This is a genomic window from Kribbella sp. NPDC051620 (genome assembly GCF_044453825.1).
GTDB lineage: Bacteria > Actinomycetota > Actinomycetes > Propionibacteriales > Kribbellaceae > Kribbella.
In genome coordinates this window covers 517,016-536,015 of the sequence record NZ_JBITDB010000001.1, presented here as the reverse complement: position 1 = coordinate 536,015, position 19,000 = coordinate 517,016, and the positions used below count along the sequence as shown (strand labels likewise).

Below are 19,000 nucleotides of genomic sequence, written 5' to 3'. Positions count from 1 at the left end.
GTAACCATATGTCGGACCTCCGAGTGGGCTGGGCGGAGCAGAGCCGCTCCTACTCGCAAGAGACCTCGACCAGCCCGCGGAAATACACCTATGGGGGGAGGTATCTGAAGGTGCCCCCGGCATCCTCTGGTGGGCATGGAAACCACTGCCCGGCAGGCTACAGCCCGCCACTACCTGATGTGCCCGCCGACCCACTTCGATGTCACCTACTCCATCAACCCGTGGATGGATCCCGGCAAGCCGACCGACCAGTCGATCGCCATGGACCAGTGGCAGCGGATCCACGACCAGCTGATCGACCTCGGCCACACCGTCGACGTGATCCCGCCGCTCGAGGGCCTGCCCGACATGGTCTTCGCCGCGAACGGCGCCACCGTGTACGGCGACCGCGCGCTGGTGGCCCGGTTCCGGTTCCCCGAACGGGACGCGGAGTCGGCGGGCTACCTCGACTGGTTCGCCGCCAAAGGACTGAAGATCCGCCAGGCTGCGCTGGAGAACGAGGGCGAGGGCGACTACCTGGCCGCCGGACCGTGGATCCTGGCGGGCAACGGCTTCCGTACCGACCGCCGCAGCCACGTCGAGACCGAGGAGTACTTCGGTCGCCCGGTGATCGGCCTGACCCTGGTGAACGACAAGTTCTACCACCTGGACACGGCGCTGTCGGCGCTCGACGACCGCACGATCATGTACTACCCGGCCGCCTTCACCCCCGGCAGCCAGGGCATCCTGCGCGAGCTCTTCCCGGACGCGATCATCGCGGACGGCGATGACGCCGAGGCATTCGGGCTCAACGCGGTCTCCGACGGCAAGCACGTCCTCATGCCCGAGGGCGCCGCGAACCTGGTCGCCCAACTGCGCGCTGCTGGCTTCGAGTCCTTCGGCATGGACGTCTCCGAACTGCTGCGGGCCGGCGGCGGCGTGAAGTGCTGCATCCTCGAACTGCACAACCAGGTCTAGTAGTGATCGACTACGACGGCAGGAGGTTCCGCGATGTCGCGCACGCCGAGGGCGATGGCCCGTCGGCTGTGTACCGGCAGCGCGGTGACCTCCTGTGGGGCGAGTTCAGCGGCGGCAAGGTCCGGCGTGGGTCGCTGACCGGGGTGTGCCGACCGGACGGCTCGATCGAGTTCACCTACACGATGGCGCTGGCCGACGGGACCGTACTGGCAGGGCACTGCGAGAGCACGCCCGAGATGCTGCCGGACGGCCGGATCCGGCTGCACGAGCGCTGGGAGCGGTACGGACCGCAGGCGGCCAGCGGTGTCTCCCAACTGGACGAGATCGCCTCATCCTGAGCAGGCCCGTGTATCAGGGCCTGACCGACCAATGCTCTGGTTGTCATGGATCATGTCGCCGCCGTCCCGGCCGGCAGAGCCGCCCGGAACGGCGACCTCACCGTGCTGCTGACCAGCGTCTCGTCGGACTCGCACACCTGGAACCTGGTGTTCCTGCAGCTCGTCCTCGAAGAGCTGGGCCACCAGGTGCACAACCTCGGCGCCTGTGTGCCGGACGACCTGCTGATCGCCGAGGCGGAGCGCCTCCGCCCCGACCTGATCGTGGTCAGCACCGTCAACGGGCACGGCTTCCATGACGGGCTGCGGGTGATCACCCAGCTCCGCGACCGGCCGGGCCTGAGCCAGGTACCGGCGGTGATCGGCGGCAAGCTGGGCATCGACGGCCCGGGCTCCGACGGCTCCCGCGCCAAGCTGATGTCCGCGGGGTTCGACGCGGTCTTCGACGACGGGACCGGGCTGACCGCCTTCCAGTCGTTCGTCCGGCAGCTGACCACCGGCGTCGCTTCGTGAGCCTCCCCTCCACCGGCTCGTTCGGTGACTTCGTCGCGGGCGCGCACCAGACCGGCCGGCTCGTCGTGCAGCCCCGGATGGGGGTCAGCGACGCGGCCTCGATGCGCTTCGGGCTGCAGCTCACCAAGGCCGCGGCCGCAACCACGGTCGGTACGATCACGCTCGACAGCTACACCCGGGTGGGCGACCACGACAGCGCCAGCGCGGCGCTGGCGGCCGGCATCGAGCTGAACGGCTACCCGATCGTCGCGCAGGACGTGGCCACCACCCGAGCCGTCCTGGACGGTGTGGTCGGCGCCGACTTCCCGGTTCAGGTCCGGCACGGCTCACCGTTGCCCAAGGCAATCATTCGGTCGCTGGCCGGGGCCGGTCTGCATGCCACCGAGGGCGGGCCGGTCTCGTACTGCCTCCCCTACAGCCGGGTGCCGCTGGCCGAGTCGATCCCGAACTGGGCCGGCAGTTGCGAGTTGCTGGCCCAGGTACGGGAGACCGGCGTCGAGCCGCATCTGGAAAGCTTCGGCGGCTGCATGATGGGCCAGCTCTGCCCGCCCGGCCTGCTCGTCGCGCTGAGCGTGCTCGAGTGCATGTTCTTCCGCCAGCACGGCATTTGCAGCGTCTCGCTGAGCTACGCCCAGCAGACGGATCCGGACCAGGACGCCGAAGCCATCCTGGCGATGCGCCGGCTGGCCGCGCAGTGGTTGCCGGACATCGACTGGCACGTCGTCATCTACACCTACATGGGCGTCTATCCGCGCACGCCCGAGGGCGCCTCGCGGCTGCTCGAAGAGGCCGCGCGGCTGGCGGTCCGTACCTCGTCGGCCCGGCTGATCGTCAAGACCGTTGCCGAGGGCTACCGAATCCCCACTTTCGCCGAGAACGTCGACGCGCTGGAGACCGCCGCGGCCGCCGCGGCGCGCTGCACCAGGATCATCGGCGACATCGACGACACCGGTATCCACGCCGAGGCGAGCGCGTTGATCGACGCCGTGGTCAACCTCGACCCGGACCTCGGTACCGCGCTCGAACTCGCCTTCCGTCGCGGCTACCTCGACGTCCCGTACTGCCTGCACCCGGACAACGCCGGCAAGGCCCGCAGCTATCTCGACGACACCGGCCGGCTGCAGTGGTCGGCGGTCGGCTCGATGCCGATCCGCGACTCGGTCCGGCGGACCGGCGCCGGCAAGCTGACCGCGATGGGACTGCTCGCGACGCTGTCGTACATCGAGCGGAAGTTCGACAGCGCGAGTCTCGAGCAGGAGTACCAGGCCGCGCCCGCGGCCGAGCAGCTGCCGGACTCCAAACCACCGCCCCGTGACGAACTGACAGGGAGCAACCTATGACCGAGACCCGGATCCCACCCGCGCAGGCCGCGGCCGCACTGCCGCCGAGTCCCCGTGAGCACCTGACCTCACCGGTCACCCGGGCAGTGCTCGTGATCCAGAACAAGATGCTGTCCGCGAGCCGCGAGTTCCTCACCGGCCGTGGATTCATGGAACTCCTGCCGCCGATCATCGGACCGGTCACCGACCCCGGCGCCCGTGGCGCCAAGCAGGTCGACGTGGACTACTACGGTCACCGGTACAAGCTGATGACGAGCGCGATCCTCTACAAGCAGGCCGCGCTGACGTCGTTCGACAAGATCTTCTTCATCGCGCCGAACGTCCGGCTGGAGCCGCTGGAGACGACGTCGACCAGCCGGCACCTGGCCGAGTTCCACCAGATCGACTGTGAGATGGCGAACGCCGGGCGCGACGACGCGCTCGAGCTGGCCGAGGGCCTGGTCCGGTACGTCGTCGAGCGGGTGCTCAGCGACCTGCCCAGCGAGCTGCACACGCTTGGCCGCGACGCCGGCGCGCTGGCCGAAGTACTGACCGGGCACTTCGGCCGTCGTACGCACTCGCAGGCCGTTGCCGATCTGCACGCCATCGACCACGACCAAAGCCCGGACGCGGAGATCGACTGGGTCGGTGAGGCCAAGCTGTCGCAGCAGGTGGACCGGCCGTTCTTCGTCACCGACTACCCCAAGGGGTCGCGTGGCTTCTACGACAAGGAGAGCAGGGACCAGCCCGGCATGCTGCGCAACTTCGACCTGATCGCGGCCGAGGGGTACGGCGAGCTGTGCAGCGGTTCTGAGCGCGAGCAGGACTATGCGACCATCGTCGCCCGGATGCGGGAGACGGCCGAGAACCCGGCGAAGTACGCGTGGTACCTGCAGCTGCTCAAGGAAGGCGTTCCGCCGAGCGCGGGCTTCGGGCTGGGACTGGAACGCTTCACCCGCTACGTGGCCGGCCTCGGCTCGGTCTGGCAGGCGAGCGCGTTCCCGAAGGTGCCAGGTATCCCGTCCCCGTGACCGCCTCGCCGTGCCCATGCGCCTCGGTGGCCGGTTTCCGGCGAAGATGTCCCGCATGACGGAAGCAACCACCGAGCCGAGCGGCACGCTCAGCCTGGGCCAGGGCACGGCCTTGTACGTCGGGGCCGTGCTGGCCACCGGTGTGATCGCACTGCCGGCCCTGGCCGCCGAGGTGGCCGGTCCGGCGTCGTTGCTGGCCTGGCTCGGCCTGGCGATCGTCTCCGCTCCCCTGGCGGCGACGTTTGCCGCGCTGGGTGCGCGGTACCCGGACTCCGGTGGCGTTGCGACCTACGCGCGGCTGGCGTTCGGCGACAAGGCAGCCGCTGTGGTCGGCTGGTGCTTCTATTTGTCTGTACCTGTGGGAGGACCGGCCGCTGCGCTGTGGGCCGGTGGCTATGTCGAGGCAGGCATCGGTGGTGGTGAGAAGACAGTACTGATCACCATGCTCGTCCTGATCCTGGCTGTACCGGCCACCAACGCCTTCGGGATCCAGGTGACCGGCCGGGTGCAGATCGCCCTGGCCGCGCTGCTCGCCGTCTTCCTGGTTCTGGCGGTCGCGCTCTCGTTGCCCCACGCGGACCTGGCCAACCTGCAGCCGTTCGCACCGCATGGCTGGAAGGCGATCGGCCCAGCAGCCGCACTGCTCGTCTGGAGCTTCGTCGGCTGGGAAGCGGTCACCCACCTGACCGCCGAGTTCCGTCGGCCGGACCGCGACGTACCGCGGGCCACCGCAATCGCAGTGGTGGTCGTCGGCGTGCTCTACCTCAGCGTCGCCTTCGCCACCATCACAGTGCTCGGCCCCGGCGCGGCAGACACCGATGCGCCGCTGGGCGATCTGCTGGCGATCGGCCTGGGCGGCAACTCCCGCATCCTGGCTGCCTGTGCCGCGCTACTGCTCAGCTTCGGCGCCATGAACGCGTACTACGCGGGCGCGTCCAAACTCGGTGCCGCCCTGGCCCGCGACGGCTCATTGCCCAAGTGGCTGACCCAGGGCAGCGCTGCCGGCGAGATCCCACGCCGCAGCCTCACTCTGCTCGGTGGCATGTCCACAGTGACGGCCTTGATCGTCGTCGCAGCGGGAATCACGCCGTCGTCGCTGGTGCTGCTCACCACTGGCCTGTTCGTGACTGTGTACGCCGTGGGTGTCGCGGCAGCCGTCAAGCTGCTGCCACGGGGCAGCAAGGGTCGCCTTGCTGCCCTCGTCGCACAAGGTGCCGTCGTAGTCCTGCTGCTGATGGCTGGGCCCTACTTGCTCTGGGCCTTGATCGTCACTGTCGCCGCACTGAGCTACCGGTGGCTGACCCGCGCTCAGCGACGTCCGTAGAGAGCACGCATTCCGAGGACGTCGCCGCGGCCGAGCGTGCGCATGTGCCCGGTGCAACGCCGTACGCCGGGGTACATCGTCAGGTTGAGATCCTCGGGGGCGCTGAGGTTGACCAGCCCGTACACGTGGCCCATCTCGTGCGTCAGTACCGATTCCACGTCGTAGCGCCAGCGGTCGTACTCCGGCGGCTGCTCAGGTTTGCACTTGGGGTCGTTGACCGGGTCGTAGGTCCAGTTGTAGTCGGCGCTGTTCATCCTGATGTCGGCCTCGACGGCACGGGTCACGCCGTGCCGGGTTTCGGACCAGGTACAGGTCCACGCCAGGGTCGCCTCCAGGAAGCCGCCGGGCAGGTCTCCTTCGTCGATGACACTGTGGTGATCGCGCTGGCCGCAGGTCGTCGCGCCGTCGGCGTACACGAAGTTGCCTTGTCTGCTGGTGTGTCCGAGCAGGGCGCCGGCCGCCCGGGTCTTTCCGTTCAGGCCGCAGGTGTTGTGCCCGTCGGTGAGGTTCGCCAGCGATCGGCGGACCGCCGCGTCGAAGTCGCGCTGGCGGTTGGTGGCCAGCTTGGTGCCCCACGTCGTACGGAACAACCAGGGCGAGCGCCACTTGTAGTCGCGGAGCACGTACGTGTCCCGGTCGCAGGCACCGGGCTGTCCGGCGAGGTCTGGGAACTGGCTGGCCGGCTCGTGCTTGGCGGGAGCCGGGCCGGTGCTCACCCGCCCCTGCTCGTCGGTGGTCAGGGTGTAGGTGCGGGCGCCGGAGGGGAACAGCAGGTCCATCGTGACGCTGTCCCCTGGCTGCGGGACGGTCAGCGCAACGCCGTCGCCGGCATCGATGAGTCTGCCGACGGCTCCGCAGTCGACTGCGGAGCGCGCGGCGAGGGCGGTGGAGTGCAGGACGCCTTCCGGCAACCGGCAGGGATTCGTGGCGGCGGCAGCGCCGCCGACGGGCAACGTACTGACGCCCATGGTGAAGGCGACCAGCAGAGTGGTCAGACGTGCGGACTTCATGATTTGTGCCCCCCGGCCCATTGAGAGTGAACCGCTTACACACAAAGTGAGGGGGCTGCCCGGCGCGGCTGATACGTATTTTCGCCTCACTGTCACCGCCTCTGTCGGAGCAAGAGACCGCTGCGATCCGATTGAGGTGGCCATCCTGCACGCCGAGACGTTCCCCGAGGCAGCAGTCCGAAGCCGGGCCAAGACCGGTGCTGCCGACGCGTTCCCGCCCGCGGACCAGTACGGGCACGCGTTGTTCGGCGCCGAGACCGGCGGGCCGGAGCCGTCCTGCCCGATCGACCGGCACCGGCTCGTACCACCGGTCTTCGTCCCGCAGCGGTTCGCCAAGCTCGTCGAACTGACCCGCGAACCCGTCTACCGCGACGTCGTGCTCGAGACCACGATCGGCGGATTCCGGTCCATGCTGCCCTTGTACGTCTCGGCGTTTGGCTCGACCGAGGCGGCGAGCATCGCACTCGGCATCTCCGCCAGCCGGCAGGCCGGGCGGCTCGGCATCCCGATGGTCGTCGGCGAGAACGTGATGCCGATGAACAGCTACGGCCGGCTGGAAGAGGATGCCGAACGCTCGCTGCTCGGCCGGATCAGCGCGTACCAGGCCGAGGCGCTCGACGGGTACGGCGGTGTCGTCGTCCAGCAGAGCACCGAGGACGCGGACGCCGAGGTGTGGAACCTGGTCTACAGCGACCCGAACGCCTTGTCGCTGTTGGAGTCAGGCCGACTGGCATTCGAACTCAAGGTCGGTCAGGGCGCGAAGCCGGGCCTGGGCGGGATGACGCTGATGGGCGCCGAGGCGGCCGAGCGGCTGGCCGATGCCTATCTCCTCGACCCTGTCGTCGGCAACGGTCAGGTCCTGCGCAGCAGCAGTCCGGGCAGTTTCACCGCGGAGATCCTGAAGCAGCAGATCCGGCTGATGCGCAACAACTACCCGCGAGCGCGGATCTGGGTGAAGCTCCCGCCCGCCCGAGATGTCGCCGCCGCTGCCCGGGTGGCCTGGGAGGCCGGGGCCGACGCGGTGACGGTCGACGGCGCCGAGGGCGGCACCGGCTGGGCACCGCGCGCTTTCCTCGACCAGGTCGGACTCCCCCTCGGCGAGTGCCTCCGCCGGATCGGCGACGAGCGGGCCGGTCGCGAGCAACCCGGCCTCGAGCTGGCCGGCGCGACCCCGACCTGTCTGCTCGTGTCCGGCCGGATGTGGGAAGGCGCGCGGGTCGCCAAGTCGCTTGCCCTCGGCGCCAACGCGGCCGGCCTGGGCCGGGCCGCGTTGATCGCCGTCGACACCGACCCGGACAACGGCCTGGTCAACCTGGTCGAGTGTCTGGCGCTCGAACTGCAGTTGATCGTGAGCGCCCTCGGCAAATACCACGTGGAGGCACTCGACCGAGAGGACGTCTGGAATCCAGCTGCTGGGTACTAGGCCAGGTGGCGGTTCCGGCGGAGCATGTCGGGGACTTCCCGGCGGGCGTGTGAGACGGTCTGCCGGCTGCGGACGAGGTCCACCAGTTCCGCGGTCGGCTCGACTCCGAGCTCGGTGGCCAGGCTCTTGCGGAAGAACTCCAGCCGCCGGATCGCCTCCACCACGTTGTCCTCGGCCAGGTGCACCTCGATCAGCACCCTGGTCGCGCTCTCCCGCAACGGCTCCAGCCGTACCGCTGCCATCGCCGCCTCGATCGCTTCGGCGTACCGGCCGTCGCAGGTCAGCGCCTGGGCGGTCAGCTCGAGAGCGTGCAACTGCAACTGGCGCAGCCGCTCTCGTCCGAGCAGCACCCAGTCGTCGTACCAGCCCGGGAGCAGCTCCCCCATCGTGGCCAGCGTCGGCAGCAACCCCTGGTCGGCGCCGCACTCGCCGTCGTTGATCACCCGGCGGATGGCGGTGACCAGCGTGCTGACGTCTACATCAAGCGATTCATCCAATCGCAGCGTCTCGTCGCCGGTGACCAGCGGATGCTCGCTCAACTGGCGCAACCGCCACAGAGCAGTCCGCAGGCAGGCCTGCGCCTTCGAGTCGGACACCTCCGGCCAGAGCGTGCCAGCCACCTCCGCACGGCTGGACCGGCCGCGGAGCGCGACGTACGCGACCACCCGCCGCGCGCTCAGCGGAATGGACAGCGTCTGCTGGTCCACCACCGCCCGGAAACCGTCCAGCAGCCGGAGTTTGGGTGCCTCCGGATTTTCTTCGGGTGCGAAATCCGGTCTCGGATCGACTAGACCGGATTCATTCGTCGGATGTCCCCCCACAGGCATGAATTCCCACTTCCTGTGATTACTGGGCGACGCTCCGTTACGGCGAAGACTTTCGCCGGATCCGTCTCCCGATATGGGCATCGGCGACCTCCTCATCAGTGACCCCTGCGTTACCTGCGGTGAAGTCTGAATCCTCAGCTAAATGAGTACAAGGCATTGGCCCGGCAGATATCAGACATTTCCCCGGCAGTTCCCGGACGAACCCCCGAACCGGCGCCGGGACCGGTCCCCGGACAGGTCTCTGTATCACCCGTGGCGCCCGGTCCCCTCTCGTTGGGTAGTGCTCAGCCCGGGAGGCAAACGCGTGGACGACGACAACACCGACGGTGTCGTGCTGCAGTTCGGCAGCGGATTCCAGCCCTACCGCCAGTACCTGCTGGAGGGCGCGGCGAAACGCCGGCCGCTGTGGCTGATCGACGACGAACCGGTCGGCTGGCAACAGCCCTATCTGGCCGGCAGCAGCGTCGTCGTTCCCTTGCAGGGATCCGGTCTGGTCCTCGATCACGACGCCTTGCTCGCTGCCGCCGAGACAGTCGCGAGGACCCATCGCGTGCGCGGCGTCTTCACCTACGACGAACCGTCGGTCATCATCACCGCCTTGGTGGCCGACAGACTCGGCCTCACCGGCCTGACACCCGCCGGCGCCGAAGGATGCCGCAACAAGGTCAAGAGCCGAGAAGCGCTCACTGCTGCCGGGCTGCCACAGCCTCGATTCGCGGTGGTGACGACGGCGGAGGCCGCCGCTACCGCGGCCGCGGAGATCGGGTACCCGGTGGTGGTCAAGCCGCGCGGTATGGCGGCCAGCATCGGCGTCGCCCTGGTGAACGGCCCGGACGACATCGCCGCAGCCTTCGAGCGGGCCGACGACTCCAGCCGGAGCGGACCGGTCGCGTACCACGGTGGCGCCCTGATCGAAGAGCTCGTCGACGGCCCGGAGATCAGCGTCGACGGCGCCGTGGTCGACGGCGCCTACACGCCCTTCTGCATCGCGCACAAGCAGCTCGGACCGCCGCCGTACTTCGAGGAGATCGGCCACATCGTCGACGGCAACGACCCGCTGCTGACCGATCCCGAACTGCGCGAACTGCTCCGGTCCGCCCACGCGGCACTCGGCGTCCCGTACGGGATCACCCACACCGAGATCCGGTTCAGCTCCCGCGGCCCGACGATCATCGAGGTGAACGGGCGACTCGGCGGCGACCTGATCCCGTACCTGGGAAAGCTTGCCACCGGCATCGACCCGGGCGCGGTACTGGTCGATGTCGCCGAAGGCGTTCAGCCCGATCTGGCGATGGATCACCGCATCTGCGTGGGGATCCGCTTCTGCTACCCGCCCGAGGACGCCCGCGTCGTGGAGATCACGGTTCCGGAGCCGGGCGTAGTACCGGGCCTGATCCAGGCACACCCGATGGTGCCCGCCGGAGCGACCGTACGGCTGCCGCCGCGCGCGCACATCGGCCGGCACGCGTACGTCATCTGTACCGCCGACGACCCCGAGACCTGCGCCGACCGGCTGACCGCCGCGGCGGAGCTGGTCGAGCTGAAGTACGAAGCGCTGAACGAGACCGAGTTCTCCGGCCGGCCATGGTGAGCCGAGTCCCGAGCCACAACCACTGGGAGCCCGCATGACAAACCGTGAGGTCGAGTTACTCGCAGTCGGTGGAGGGCCGGCGAACCTGGCCCTGGCCGTCGCGATCGAGGAGCTCGGGATCGACGGCCTGGCAGAGAACTCGCTGGTGATCGAGCGCGGCCACACGGTCGAGTGGCAGCGCGGCCTGCTGCTGCCGTGGACGAAGAGCCAGGTGGCCTTCGCCAAGGACCTGGTGACGCTGCGGAACCCACGCAGCAAGTTCACCTTCCTCAACTACCTGCGCAGCGTCGGCCGGCTCGACGACTTCATCAACATGGGCAGCTTCACGCCGTACCGGGTGGAGATCTCCGGCTACCTCAGCTGGGTGGCGCAGTCGCTGCAGAAGGTGAAGTTCGAGCTCGGCTGCGAGTGCACGTCGATCGCGCCGGTCCGCGACGCCGCCGGAGCGTTGACGGGCTGGCTGACGAAGCTCGCCGACGGCAGCACGATCTCCAGCCGGTACCTCGTGATCGGCGCCGGCCGCGACGCGTACGTGCCACCGGTTCTGGCCGGCCTGCCCGCGGATCGGCTGGTGCACAGTACGCAGTACCGGTACCGGATCGCGGAACTGGCCAAGGACAAGCCACATCGCGTCGCCGTCATCGGCGCGGCGCAGAGCGCGGCCGAGATGTTCCGCGCGCTGCAGAACGATCTGCCGGCCGGCGACCTGAGCTGGGTGATGCGGTCGATCGGGCTGCGCGCGTACGACACCAACAAGTTCATCAACGAGCTGTACTACCCGTCGTTCATCGACAAGGTCTGGGACGCCCGGCCGGAGGGCCGCGAGCAGATCCTGCGCGAGATGCATCTGACGAACTACTCCGGCGTCGAGACCGACCTGCTGCAGGACCTCTACACCGGGATGTACCTGGACAAGCTGCACGGTGTCGACCGGCGCCGCCTGATCACGATGACCGACATCACCGGCGCCCGCGAGGAAGGCGACGAGGTCGTCCTCGAGCTGACCGACCGGCGCAGCGACAAGGTCACCGAGCTGCGGCTCGACTACGTCTTCCTCGGCACCGGCTTCGTCCGCGAGATGCCGGCGATGGTTCGCGATCTCAGCGCGGCGATCGGGCTGGACCAGATCGAGGTCACCCGGAAGTACCGGCTCAAGCTGGACGAGCCGTCGGAGGCCGCCTGCTACCTGCAGGGCGTGAACGAGGCGACGCACGGGATCGCCGATTCGCTGCTCAGCGTGCTCGGCAACCGGGCCGGCGACATCGCCGACGACCTGCTCGCCCGCCGGGCCGGGAAGACCAACGGGACGCGTCGGAGCGTGGCCGAACTGACCGCGGTACCGCTGTCCGCCGACGGCGCGCTGCACAGCTGACCGCTGACACCTACACCTGAACAGAGAGGCCGCCATGTCCGCAACAGACAGTTCCCTGCTGCCCAGACCCAGCCGCGGACTGGCGGTCGCCGGCGGTCTCGTCGGCGGCGCCGTTGTCCTGCTGGGCATCGCGTACGCCGCCGGCTGGCTCGATCCGGACCACCATGCGGCCGCGGCCGGTCCGGTCGCGCCGGCCGCGGTCTCCCCGGCCCAGCTGATGTGGCGGCTGCTGATCGCGGTCGCCGTCGTCTGCGCGCTGGCGACCGTGTTCGGCAAGCTGGCCAAGCTGATCGGCCAGCCACCGGTGGTCGGCGAGATCATCGCGGGGCTGATCCTCGGGCCTTCGGTGATCGGATCACTGGCGCCCGGGCTGTTCACCGCGATCGTGCCGGCCGAAGTACTGCCGAACCTGAATCTGCTCGCCCAGGCCGGGCTGGCGATCTTCATGTTCACCGTCGGCGCCGAGTTCGGCCGGGACAAGCTCGGACGGGATCGAGGGGCGATCGCCGGTGCCAGCCTCGCCATCATGGCTGTACCGTTCGCGCTCGGCGTGATCGCGGCGCTGCCGCTCTACTCGACGCTGGCCGGCCCGTCCGTCGGCCGGCTGCCGTTCGCCATCTTCATCGGTGTCGCCCTGGCCATCACCGCCTTCCCGGTGCTGGCGCGGATCGTGCAGGACTTCGGCCTGGTCGGCACCCGGTTGGGCTCGCTGGCCATGCTGTGCGCGGCGGTGGCCGACGTACTGGCCTGGTGCGCGCTCGCAATCGTGCTCGCCATGATCAAGTCATCCGACCTCACGACGGCCCTGGTCGCTCTCGTCCTGACCATCCTGGTCGGCGCCGGGTGCGTGTTCGTCCTCAAGCCCGTACTGCGCTGGCTCGCTGACCGGTACGCCGCTGCGCTTCCCACCCCGATCCTGGTGCTGGCCGTCCTCACGCTGATCCTCGGCCTGGCCGCGGCGACCGACGCGATCGGTGTCCACGCGATCTTCGGCGGCTTCCTGGCCGGCCTGGTGGTACCGAAGGAGATCCTGCCGGTGAAGCAGGTGTCCGAGCAGATCTGCGGGCTGAACCGGGCGCTGCTGGTGCCGGTCTTCTTCGCCTCGATCGGCCTGAAGACCGACGTCAACGCGGCGATCTCGCATCCGCAGGTGCTCGCGGCCGGCGCGCTGCTGCTGGTCGTCGCGGTGGCCGGGAAGTTCCTCGGTGCCACGCCGGTGGCACGCGCCGGTGGCCTGCCGGTCAGGTCGGCGATCGGGCTCGGCGTCCTGATGAATGCCAGAGGCATCACCGAGATCGTCGTCCTGTCCGCCGGGCTCAGCGCCGGGCTGATCAACCAGGGCGCTTTCACGGTGATGGTGATGATGGCGCTGATCACCACGATGATGGCGCTGCCACTGCTCCGGCTGCTCGGATCGTCACTTCGTGAACCCAGTGCGACCGGGTTATCACCCATTGCTGATGCGTATGCCAACGGTGACGCCAAGAGCGTCGTTCCGTGACGCCGTCACTACGCCTGCGTGACGGGGCCGGTGATCGAATAGTCACCGAAGGCAGCACTGACGACGGCCGCTGGGGGCGCGTGAGGCACAGGTCGCTTCAAAGGTATTGCCGAGTGTGAGGTTTCGATCAGCCCACAGTTCCCTGCGGGCTGCCTGCTGACGTCCGCCAGCGTCGGCAGGACACACCTGTGCCTTTTTGCTCCCGCCGCCGTTCGCTCATTCTGCGTGAATCAGCGAAAGGACGTGGAACGTGTCGACGATCTCGCCACGCAAAACTGAACGGACGCCCGAGGGAAATCGCCACCACACCGATTCCGGACCTTCGTTGGAGGTCCTCCTCGGCCGGGCCCTGGACTCCGATTGGTCGGCGTGGAAGGAGCTGGAGGGCCGCTACGCCCACCTGCTCACCCACGCCGCCCGCGGCGTCGGCCTCAGCCACAGCGACGCAGCGGATGTCGCCCAACTCACCTGGCTTCGCCTGTGGCAGCACGGACGCCAGATTCGCGACCCCGAGTGCCTGCCGGCCTGGCTGGCCGCGACGGCCCGGCGCGAGGGACTGCGACTGGCGATCAGCCGGAAGCGGTACCTGCTGTACGCCGACCCGACCGCGGAGCACAGCGACGGGCAGCGGACCGCGGTCCTCGACGTCTACCCGGTCGACGGGGAGTACGAGCCTTCCACCGAGCAGGCTCTGCGCCGGCTGCCCGGTCGGTACCAGCGGCTGATCCGCCTGCTGATGTCGGACAGCTGCCCGTCGTACACCGAGATCGCGGAGATGCTGAACCTGCCGATCGGCAGCATCGGCCCGATGCGGATGCGAGCCCTGCAGATGCTCCGCCGGACGCCGGAACTGGCAGGTGCGATGGCTCACTGAGCCAGGCGGCGTGGTCGACGTTCTGTGCTGAAGTCATTGCATTCAGTGGCCGGTCGACTGCATCCTTGGGGCGCCCCGATCGATTGTGAGGAGATCGATGAGAATCCGCCCCAGCTCCGCCCTGCTCGCCACGCTGTCTTCCTTCGTCCTGACCGCCGCGGCCGCCGGTGGTGCCATCGCGGCGATCCCGCCCGAAGCACCATCGGCCGCCGGTCCGGCCGCGGCCTCCGGTCCGGCCGTCGCCCCGTCGGCCGCCCTGTTGGCCGCTCCGTTGGCGACCGACACCGACGGCGACTCGTTGCCCGACGCCTGGGAGACGAACGGGTACGACGCCAACGGTGACGGTGTGATCGACGTGAACCTGCCCGCGATGGGCGCGACGGCGAACAAGAAGGACCTGTTCGTCGAGATGGACTACATGAGCGGCCGGCTCGCGACAACGACCGCGTTCGACCGGATCAAGGCGGTCTTCGCCGCGGCGCCGGTCAGCAACCCCGACGGCAGCACCGGCATCCGCATCCACCTGGACGGCGGGCCGGCTGCTGGTACGGCGTACAACCTCGGCGGCGGTAACCAGGTGCCGTACGACAGCAACCTGCAGCCCGCCGAGTCGCAGACCGACGCGATCAAGAACGCCAACTTCGCCCCGGCCCGCAAGGCCGTCTTCCACTACATGCTCTGGGCCGACGACTACGACAACAGCTGCAGCAGCGGCAACGCGTTCGCCATCCCGAACGACACCTTCATCGTCACGATGGGCCCGAAGTGCAACTGGACCGTCACCGAGAACCGCAACGTGGGCACCTTCATCCACGAGCTCGGTCACGACCTCGGTCTGACTCACGGCGGTACCGACCACGTGAACTACAAGCCGAACTACCTCAGCGTGATGAACTACTTCTTCCAGTTCGACGGCGTCCCCCGCACCAGCGGCGCCAACTGGTTCAGCTACTCGAACTTCGCCCCACCCGCCCTGAACGAGAACAGCCTGAAGGAGTCCGTCGGCCTCAACACCGCCGCCGCCTCGACCTGGAAGACCTACTGGAAGTGCCCCAACGGCAGTACCCGCACCTCCGGCGCCGGCAACGCGGCCATCGACTGGAACTGCGACGGCGACACCGCCGACACCGCCGCCACCTCCATCAACGGCGACTCCAGCCGCACCACCCTCACCGCCCAGAACAACTGGTCCAACATCCGCTTCGGCGGCGGCGACGTAGGCGGCGGCAGCCCCCAGTCCAAAACCCCCGCCACCGAACTCCGCGAACTGACCCAACAGGAATACAACACCTTCAAATCCACCACCCGCTGACAACTCCCCACGCCTGCCGCCCCGCTCGCTCCTCGGTCGCTCACTCAGCGCCAGGCTCCCACCCACCCATAACGCCGGCTCCTACGTCGCCGGCTTGAGCGACCGCCCGAGCGCAACCCGTGTGGGTCGAGCCACCCCTCGACCCACACGGCAAGCCCACCCATCTCGGGACAACCCGAAGTCCGCCGACCTGGCTGAGCAACTACCCCGTGCCGGCAACGCCCCGGCCGCCCCGGCCCTCGCCGGCGATCCGGGTATTGCCGCTGCCGCCTCACCGGACCGGGCTGCCGTCATGTGGGCTTCAGCCCCCTCAGGGCACCCGCAGCAGCGCGGCACCCACCGGCTTACCGGTCTTGTCGACGGGGGTGACCGAGGTGATCTTCAGGTCGTGGCCGGGGATGGTCAGGGCGAAGAAGCGGGTGGTGTCCGTCGCTGGGGTGGCGACTGCCGGGGCGATGTAGGTCTTGCCACCGGCCTGCACCTTCACTGCGCGCGCGTCGATCGGCGCCGCGCCGAACAGCATGGTGGCGTCGGCCTTCAGGAAGAGCTGGTTGACCGCGTATCTGCCGGATCGGCCGAAGCAGTAGTGCGGGTACCTGCTGACCGGCCCTTGGTCGGCGACCAGGCAGCCTTGCCTGGAGTAGACCAGGAGGTCCCAGCTCTCGTTCGCGACCCGTCCCTTGGCGATGTAGTACTGCTTGTGGGGCGGGTAGGGGTTGACACCCGGCAGCATGGTGAGGACCTCGTCCGACCACGGTGCCGGCAGCACGCGGTGGTGATCCGTGCTCTCCGGTGGCGTCGTTTGGCTGGGCTTCGAGGGCTGGAGGGTGGGCTTGGAGGGCGAGGAAGCCACGCCCGGCCGATCTGTTGCTGACTGCAACGATCTGACGGCCGGGACGGCGAGTACGGCCGCGGCGGTCGCCGTCGCGCACGCGATCACCGCCAGGCCGGTACGCCGGCGACGCCGCTGCCCGATCGACTGCCGCACCTGCAGCACCGGGTCGGCCGGTTCCGGCCGGTCGTCGGTCAGTACGGCGAACCTGTCCTTCAGTTGATCGGTCATGCGATCCCTCTTCCGGCCGTCGCTGCCAGCTCCTCGGTGGTGAACTCGATGTCCCGGCGAAGCGTCTCGAGCCCGCGCCGGACGTGTTGCTTGACGCTGCCGACCGAGCAGCCGAGCAGTTCGGCGACGCTGCGTTCAGGCAGGTCCTCGAAGTACCGCAGATAGACCGCGGCACGCTGCCGCGGACTCAACCGAGCCATCGCCAACCGAAGCGCGATCCGGTCATCCACCTGCCCTGTCACCGGATCGACGGCCGTCTCCGGCATCTGCTCAGTAGGCCGCTCCCCCGACCACCGCCGCCGCGCCCCGGACAGGAACACGGTCGTCACGATCCGGCGCAGATACCCCTCCGGACTCTCCCCTCGCACCTTCCGCCAGTGAAACCACAGCTTGGTGAACGCCTCTTGCGCGAGATCCTCCGCCTTCTGGTGGTCCAGGGTGAGCGCATAAGCCAGCCGCGCGGTAGCAGTCCAGCGAGCCCGAACAAAAGCGTCGAAATCATCGCCCTGCGGGTCGGTACTTCTCATCGGCATCGCCTCCTCCCCCTAGAACGCCCCACCAACCCTCCCAGGGTGACACCCCACCAGAGTTGGTTGCCGGAGAGATCAGCGCCCGGTGAAGTAGGAAGCAACAACTGATTCGTCGACGTCGTCGAGGTGAGAGGGCGACCACCGGGGGTTGCGGTCCTTGTCGATCAGTTGGGCTCGCACTCCTTCGAGGAAGTCGTGTGAGCCGTGGAATCGCAACGCGAGCCGGTACTCCTGATCCAGCGCCTCCCGCAGCGATGGCAGATCCGCCGCCTCTCGCAGCGCCCGCAGCGTCACCTTCACCGAAGTAGGTGACTTCGAGGCCAGTACTTCGGCAGTAGACCGAGCCGCCGCAACCTCAGAACCCATCAACCGGGCCAGGATCTTCACCACGTCATCGCCCTCGTACGCCGCATCGATCCACTCGCGATCCGCAAGCAACCCAGAAGCCGGAGCCTCCGAAGCCACCGCAGCCAAGGCCTCCGCAGGCGCAATGGAAGCAAGCGAAGTGATCAACGCCGGAAGCCGATCACTCAACACGTACCAATCGGCCAACCCCACAGCGATCGCGTCGCCCGCCCGCACCGACCCAGCGGTCAGCGCCAGATGCGTGCCCAGCTCCCCCGGCGCGCGCGACAACAGATAGGTGCCGCCGACATCGGGAAAGAACCCGATCCCCGTCTCCGGCATCCCGATCTTCGACCGCTCGGTGACGACCCGTACCCCGGCATGCGCCGACAGCCCGATCCCGCCCCCGAGCACGATCCCGTCCATGATCGCAACGAACGGCTTCGGGTACTCCGCGATCGTCGCGTCCAGCCGGTACTCCGCCGCCCAGAACTCCGCCGAGGCCGTACCACCGGCGAGCCCGTCCTGGTAGATCGAGACGATGTCCCCACCCGCGCACAACCCGCGCTCGCCACTACCGGTGAGCACAACGGTCTGTACCGACGGATCGGAAGCCCACGAATCCAGCGCCGCCTGGATCAGCGTCACCATCTCATGGGTCAAGGCATTGATCGCCTTCGGCCGGTTGAGCACGATGTGCCCCGCCCGGCCGGCCCGGCTGATCAGCACAGTGGGCTCGGTCACACAGCCTCCCAGATACTAGGAAGCCCGACTATATCTCCGGCGGATGAGAAGCACGGCGCCGACAACCACCAGGACAAGCAGGAGCAGAACAACCCACGGAATGGTCCAGGCATGCGTGGTGCTCTGGACAGCAGCGAAGGTCGCTGTCGAGCCGGCCGCATCCGTCACCAGCGGGAGCAACTCGACAGCTCCGGTCAGCCGTCCGGCCGGCGTTACGCCTTTGACCGGCACGGACACCTTCCAGCTCTCGCCAGGCAGCAACTGTGGCGAGTCGGCGATGGCACCCGACTGCGATTTCAGCTGACCGAACGGACCCGAGACGGAGGCCGTCTGGCGGGCCGCGGCGATCGTGTTGCCGGTGTTGTGGATCTCGTAGGCGACGGTCGCGTCGCCGTTGCCCGCGTACCGCACCTTCAGATCCTCGACCGACAAGCTCGGTTCGAGTGCTCCGCTGACCCGCAACCGGATCCGGATGGCGAGCCGTCGCTCCACGTCGTTCTGGGTCAGCGAGGTGATGACGCCGCCGAGGTGGTCGCCCGGTCGCGCATCGGCTGGTACGGCGATCTTGAACGGCACCTGTACCGACTTGCCCGGCAAGACCCTTACCTGCTTGCGATCCGCGTGCACCCAGGTACCGAGGTCCTTCGAGTCCGGGCCACGAAGATCCAGCTCACCGCTCGAGGTCGTGAACGCGTCACCCGCGGAGACCGCGAGCTCGAGCGGCGCTTTGCCGCGGTTGACCACAACAAAGGCGTCCTGTACCTGACCACCCGCGGCCACTGTATAGCTGTAGTTCGCGCGGTTGGAGCCATAGCTGTTGGCTGCGGTCTTCACCTGCCAGGGCGCGCTGTCGTCCGCCGCAGCGGTGCCCGCTCCCAGGACAACGGCACCGACAGCGAGCAGCAAGACGCCGGGCAAACGCAACATGT

At 68.5% G+C, this 19,000-nt stretch carries 18 protein-coding genes; 12 read left to right on the top strand and 6 right to left on the bottom strand.

The window, feature by feature from the left end; translation table 11 throughout:
* Positions 1-135 precede the first annotated feature (135 nt).
* Genes ddaH through ACIA12_RS02360 form a run of 6 tightly spaced genes read left to right on the top strand, consistent with a single transcriptional unit; the run spans position 136 to position 5,479 of the window.
* A complete protein-coding gene (gene ddaH / locus ACIA12_RS02385) occupies positions 136-957 on the top strand; it encodes a dimethylargininase (RefSeq protein ID WP_396364999.1) in 822 nt (273 codons plus the stop codon).
* Between the two features lie 2 nt (positions 958-959).
* The gene (locus ACIA12_RS02380; protein ID WP_396364998.1) at positions 960-1,295 is read left to right on the top strand and encodes a hypothetical protein; all 336 of its coding nucleotides are present in this window, start codon (positions 960-962) and stop codon (positions 1,293-1,295) included.
* A gap of 45 nt (positions 1,296-1,340) precedes the next feature.
* Complete coding sequence (locus ACIA12_RS02375; RefSeq protein WP_396364997.1) at positions 1,341-1,805, top strand: cobalamin B12-binding domain-containing protein; 465 nt, start codon at positions 1,341-1,343, stop codon at positions 1,803-1,805.
* Entirely contained in the window at positions 1,802-3,145 is a 1,344-nt protein-coding gene (locus ACIA12_RS02370) for a methylaspartate mutase (protein WP_396364996.1), read from the top strand. The genes ACIA12_RS02375 and ACIA12_RS02370 overlap by 4 nt, the downstream gene beginning before the upstream one ends.
* The gene (locus tag ACIA12_RS02365; RefSeq protein ID WP_396364995.1) at positions 3,142-4,155 is read left to right on the top strand and encodes an asparagine synthetase A; all 1,014 of its coding nucleotides are present in this window, start codon (positions 3,142-3,144) and stop codon (positions 4,153-4,155) included. The genes ACIA12_RS02370 and ACIA12_RS02365 overlap by 4 nt, the downstream gene beginning before the upstream one ends.
* A 55-nt stretch (positions 4,156-4,210) precedes the next feature.
* On the top strand, positions 4,211-5,479 hold the full coding sequence (locus ACIA12_RS02360) for an amino acid permease (RefSeq protein WP_396364994.1): 1,269 nt from the start codon (positions 4,211-4,213) through the stop codon (positions 5,477-5,479).
* On the opposite strand, the gene ACIA12_RS02355 is transcribed toward ACIA12_RS02360, so the two are convergent.
* Positions 5,464-6,489, bottom strand: coding sequence for a hypothetical protein (locus ACIA12_RS02355; RefSeq protein WP_396364993.1), 1,026 nt, complete (start codon positions 6,487-6,489; stop codon positions 5,464-5,466). The two genes, ACIA12_RS02360 and ACIA12_RS02355, sit on opposite strands and share 16 nt — an antisense overlap.
* 136 nt (positions 6,490-6,625) lie before the next feature.
* Here ACIA12_RS02355 and ACIA12_RS02350 point away from each other — a divergent pair, with 136 nt between their 5' ends.
* A complete protein-coding gene (locus ACIA12_RS02350; protein WP_396364992.1) occupies positions 6,626-7,912 on the top strand; it encodes a glutamate synthase-related protein in 1,287 nt (428 codons plus the stop codon).
* Here ACIA12_RS02350 and ACIA12_RS02345 read toward each other — a convergent pair.
* Positions 7,909-8,622, bottom strand: a complete 714-nt coding sequence (locus ACIA12_RS02345; protein ID WP_396364991.1) for a BTAD domain-containing putative transcriptional regulator — start codon at positions 8,620-8,622, stop codon at positions 7,909-7,911. The genes ACIA12_RS02350 and ACIA12_RS02345 overlap by 4 nt on opposite strands.
* 421 nt (positions 8,623-9,043) lie before the next feature.
* Between ACIA12_RS02345 and ACIA12_RS02340 the strand changes: the two genes are divergently transcribed.
* The 5 genes from ACIA12_RS02340 (at position 9,044) to ACIA12_RS02320 (ending at position 15,389) form a co-directional block, all read left to right on the top strand.
* Positions 9,044-10,330, top strand: coding sequence for an ATP-grasp domain-containing protein (locus ACIA12_RS02340; RefSeq protein WP_396364990.1), 1,287 nt, complete (start codon positions 9,044-9,046; stop codon positions 10,328-10,330).
* A 34-nt stretch (positions 10,331-10,364) separates the two neighbouring features.
* Complete coding sequence (locus tag ACIA12_RS02335; protein ID WP_396364989.1) at positions 10,365-11,702, top strand: SidA/IucD/PvdA family monooxygenase; 1,338 nt, start codon at positions 10,365-10,367, stop codon at positions 11,700-11,702.
* Positions 11,703-11,736: 34 nt separating this feature from the next.
* Entirely contained in the window at positions 11,737-13,203 is a 1,467-nt protein-coding gene (locus ACIA12_RS02330) for a cation:proton antiporter (protein WP_396364988.1), read from the top strand.
* 250 nt (positions 13,204-13,453) lie between these two features.
* On the top strand, positions 13,454-14,077 hold the full coding sequence (locus tag ACIA12_RS02325; protein ID WP_343966197.1) for a sigma-70 family RNA polymerase sigma factor: 624 nt from the start codon (positions 13,454-13,456) through the stop codon (positions 14,075-14,077).
* Positions 14,078-14,174: 97 nt separating this feature from the next.
* Complete coding sequence (locus tag ACIA12_RS02320) at positions 14,175-15,389, top strand: hypothetical protein (RefSeq protein ID WP_396364987.1); 1,215 nt, start codon at positions 14,175-14,177, stop codon at positions 15,387-15,389.
* A 310-nt stretch (positions 15,390-15,699) separates the two neighbouring features.
* On the opposite strand, the gene ACIA12_RS02315 is transcribed toward ACIA12_RS02320, so the two are convergent.
* The 4 genes from ACIA12_RS02315 to ACIA12_RS02300 form a co-directional block, all read right to left on the bottom strand.
* Positions 15,700-16,452 (bottom strand): hypothetical protein, encoded by a 753-nt coding sequence (locus ACIA12_RS02315; protein WP_396364986.1) that lies wholly within the window; start codon positions 16,450-16,452, stop codon positions 15,700-15,702.
* A complete protein-coding gene (locus ACIA12_RS02310; protein WP_396364985.1) occupies positions 16,449-16,979 on the bottom strand; it encodes a SigE family RNA polymerase sigma factor in 531 nt (176 codons plus the stop codon). Before ACIA12_RS02310 ends, ACIA12_RS02315 begins: the two co-directional genes overlap by 4 nt.
* A 78-nt stretch (positions 16,980-17,057) precedes the next feature.
* Positions 17,058-18,071 (bottom strand): enoyl-CoA hydratase/isomerase family protein, encoded by a 1,014-nt coding sequence (locus ACIA12_RS02305; protein ID WP_396364984.1) that lies wholly within the window; start codon positions 18,069-18,071, stop codon positions 17,058-17,060.
* A 15-nt stretch (positions 18,072-18,086) separates the two neighbouring features.
* Entirely contained in the window at positions 18,087-18,998 is a 912-nt protein-coding gene (locus ACIA12_RS02300; RefSeq protein ID WP_396364983.1) for a WxL protein peptidoglycan domain-containing protein, read from the bottom strand.
* Between the last annotated feature and the right edge of the window lie 2 nt (positions 18,999-19,000).

What these genes read in the sequence shown, in the direction of transcription:
- ddaH (WP_396364999.1), top strand. Translation starts at nt 136, where the DNA reads ATGGAAACCACTGCCCGGCAGGCTACAGCCCGCCACTACCTGATGTGC.
- ACIA12_RS02375 (WP_396364997.1), top strand. Translation starts at nt 1,341, where the DNA reads ATGGATCATGTCGCCGCCGTCCCGGCCGGCAGAGCCGCCCGGAACGGC.
- ACIA12_RS02365 (WP_396364995.1), top strand. Translation starts at nt 3,142, where the DNA reads ATGACCGAGACCCGGATCCCACCCGCGCAGGCCGCGGCCGCACTGCCG.
- ACIA12_RS02360 (WP_396364994.1), top strand. Translation starts at nt 4,211, where the DNA reads ATGACGGAAGCAACCACCGAGCCGAGCGGCACGCTCAGCCTGGGCCAG.
- ACIA12_RS02355 (WP_396364993.1), bottom strand. Translation starts at nt 6,489, where the DNA reads ATGAAGTCCGCACGTCTGACCACTCTGCTGGTCGCCTTCACCATGGGC.
- ACIA12_RS02335 (WP_396364989.1), top strand. Translation starts at nt 10,365, where the DNA reads ATGACAAACCGTGAGGTCGAGTTACTCGCAGTCGGTGGAGGGCCGGCG.
- ACIA12_RS02330 (WP_396364988.1), top strand. Translation starts at nt 11,737, where the DNA reads ATGTCCGCAACAGACAGTTCCCTGCTGCCCAGACCCAGCCGCGGACTG.
- ACIA12_RS02320 (WP_396364987.1), top strand. Translation starts at nt 14,175, where the DNA reads ATGAGAATCCGCCCCAGCTCCGCCCTGCTCGCCACGCTGTCTTCCTTC.
- ACIA12_RS02315 (WP_396364986.1), bottom strand. Translation starts at nt 16,452, where the DNA reads ATGACCGATCAACTGAAGGACAGGTTCGCCGTACTGACCGACGACCGG.
- ACIA12_RS02310 (WP_396364985.1), bottom strand. Translation starts at nt 16,979, where the DNA reads ATGAGAAGTACCGACCCGCAGGGCGATGATTTCGACGCTTTTGTTCGG.
- ACIA12_RS02300 (WP_396364983.1), bottom strand. Translation starts at nt 18,998, where the DNA reads ATGTTGCGTTTGCCCGGCGTCTTGCTGCTCGCTGTCGGTGCCGTTGTC.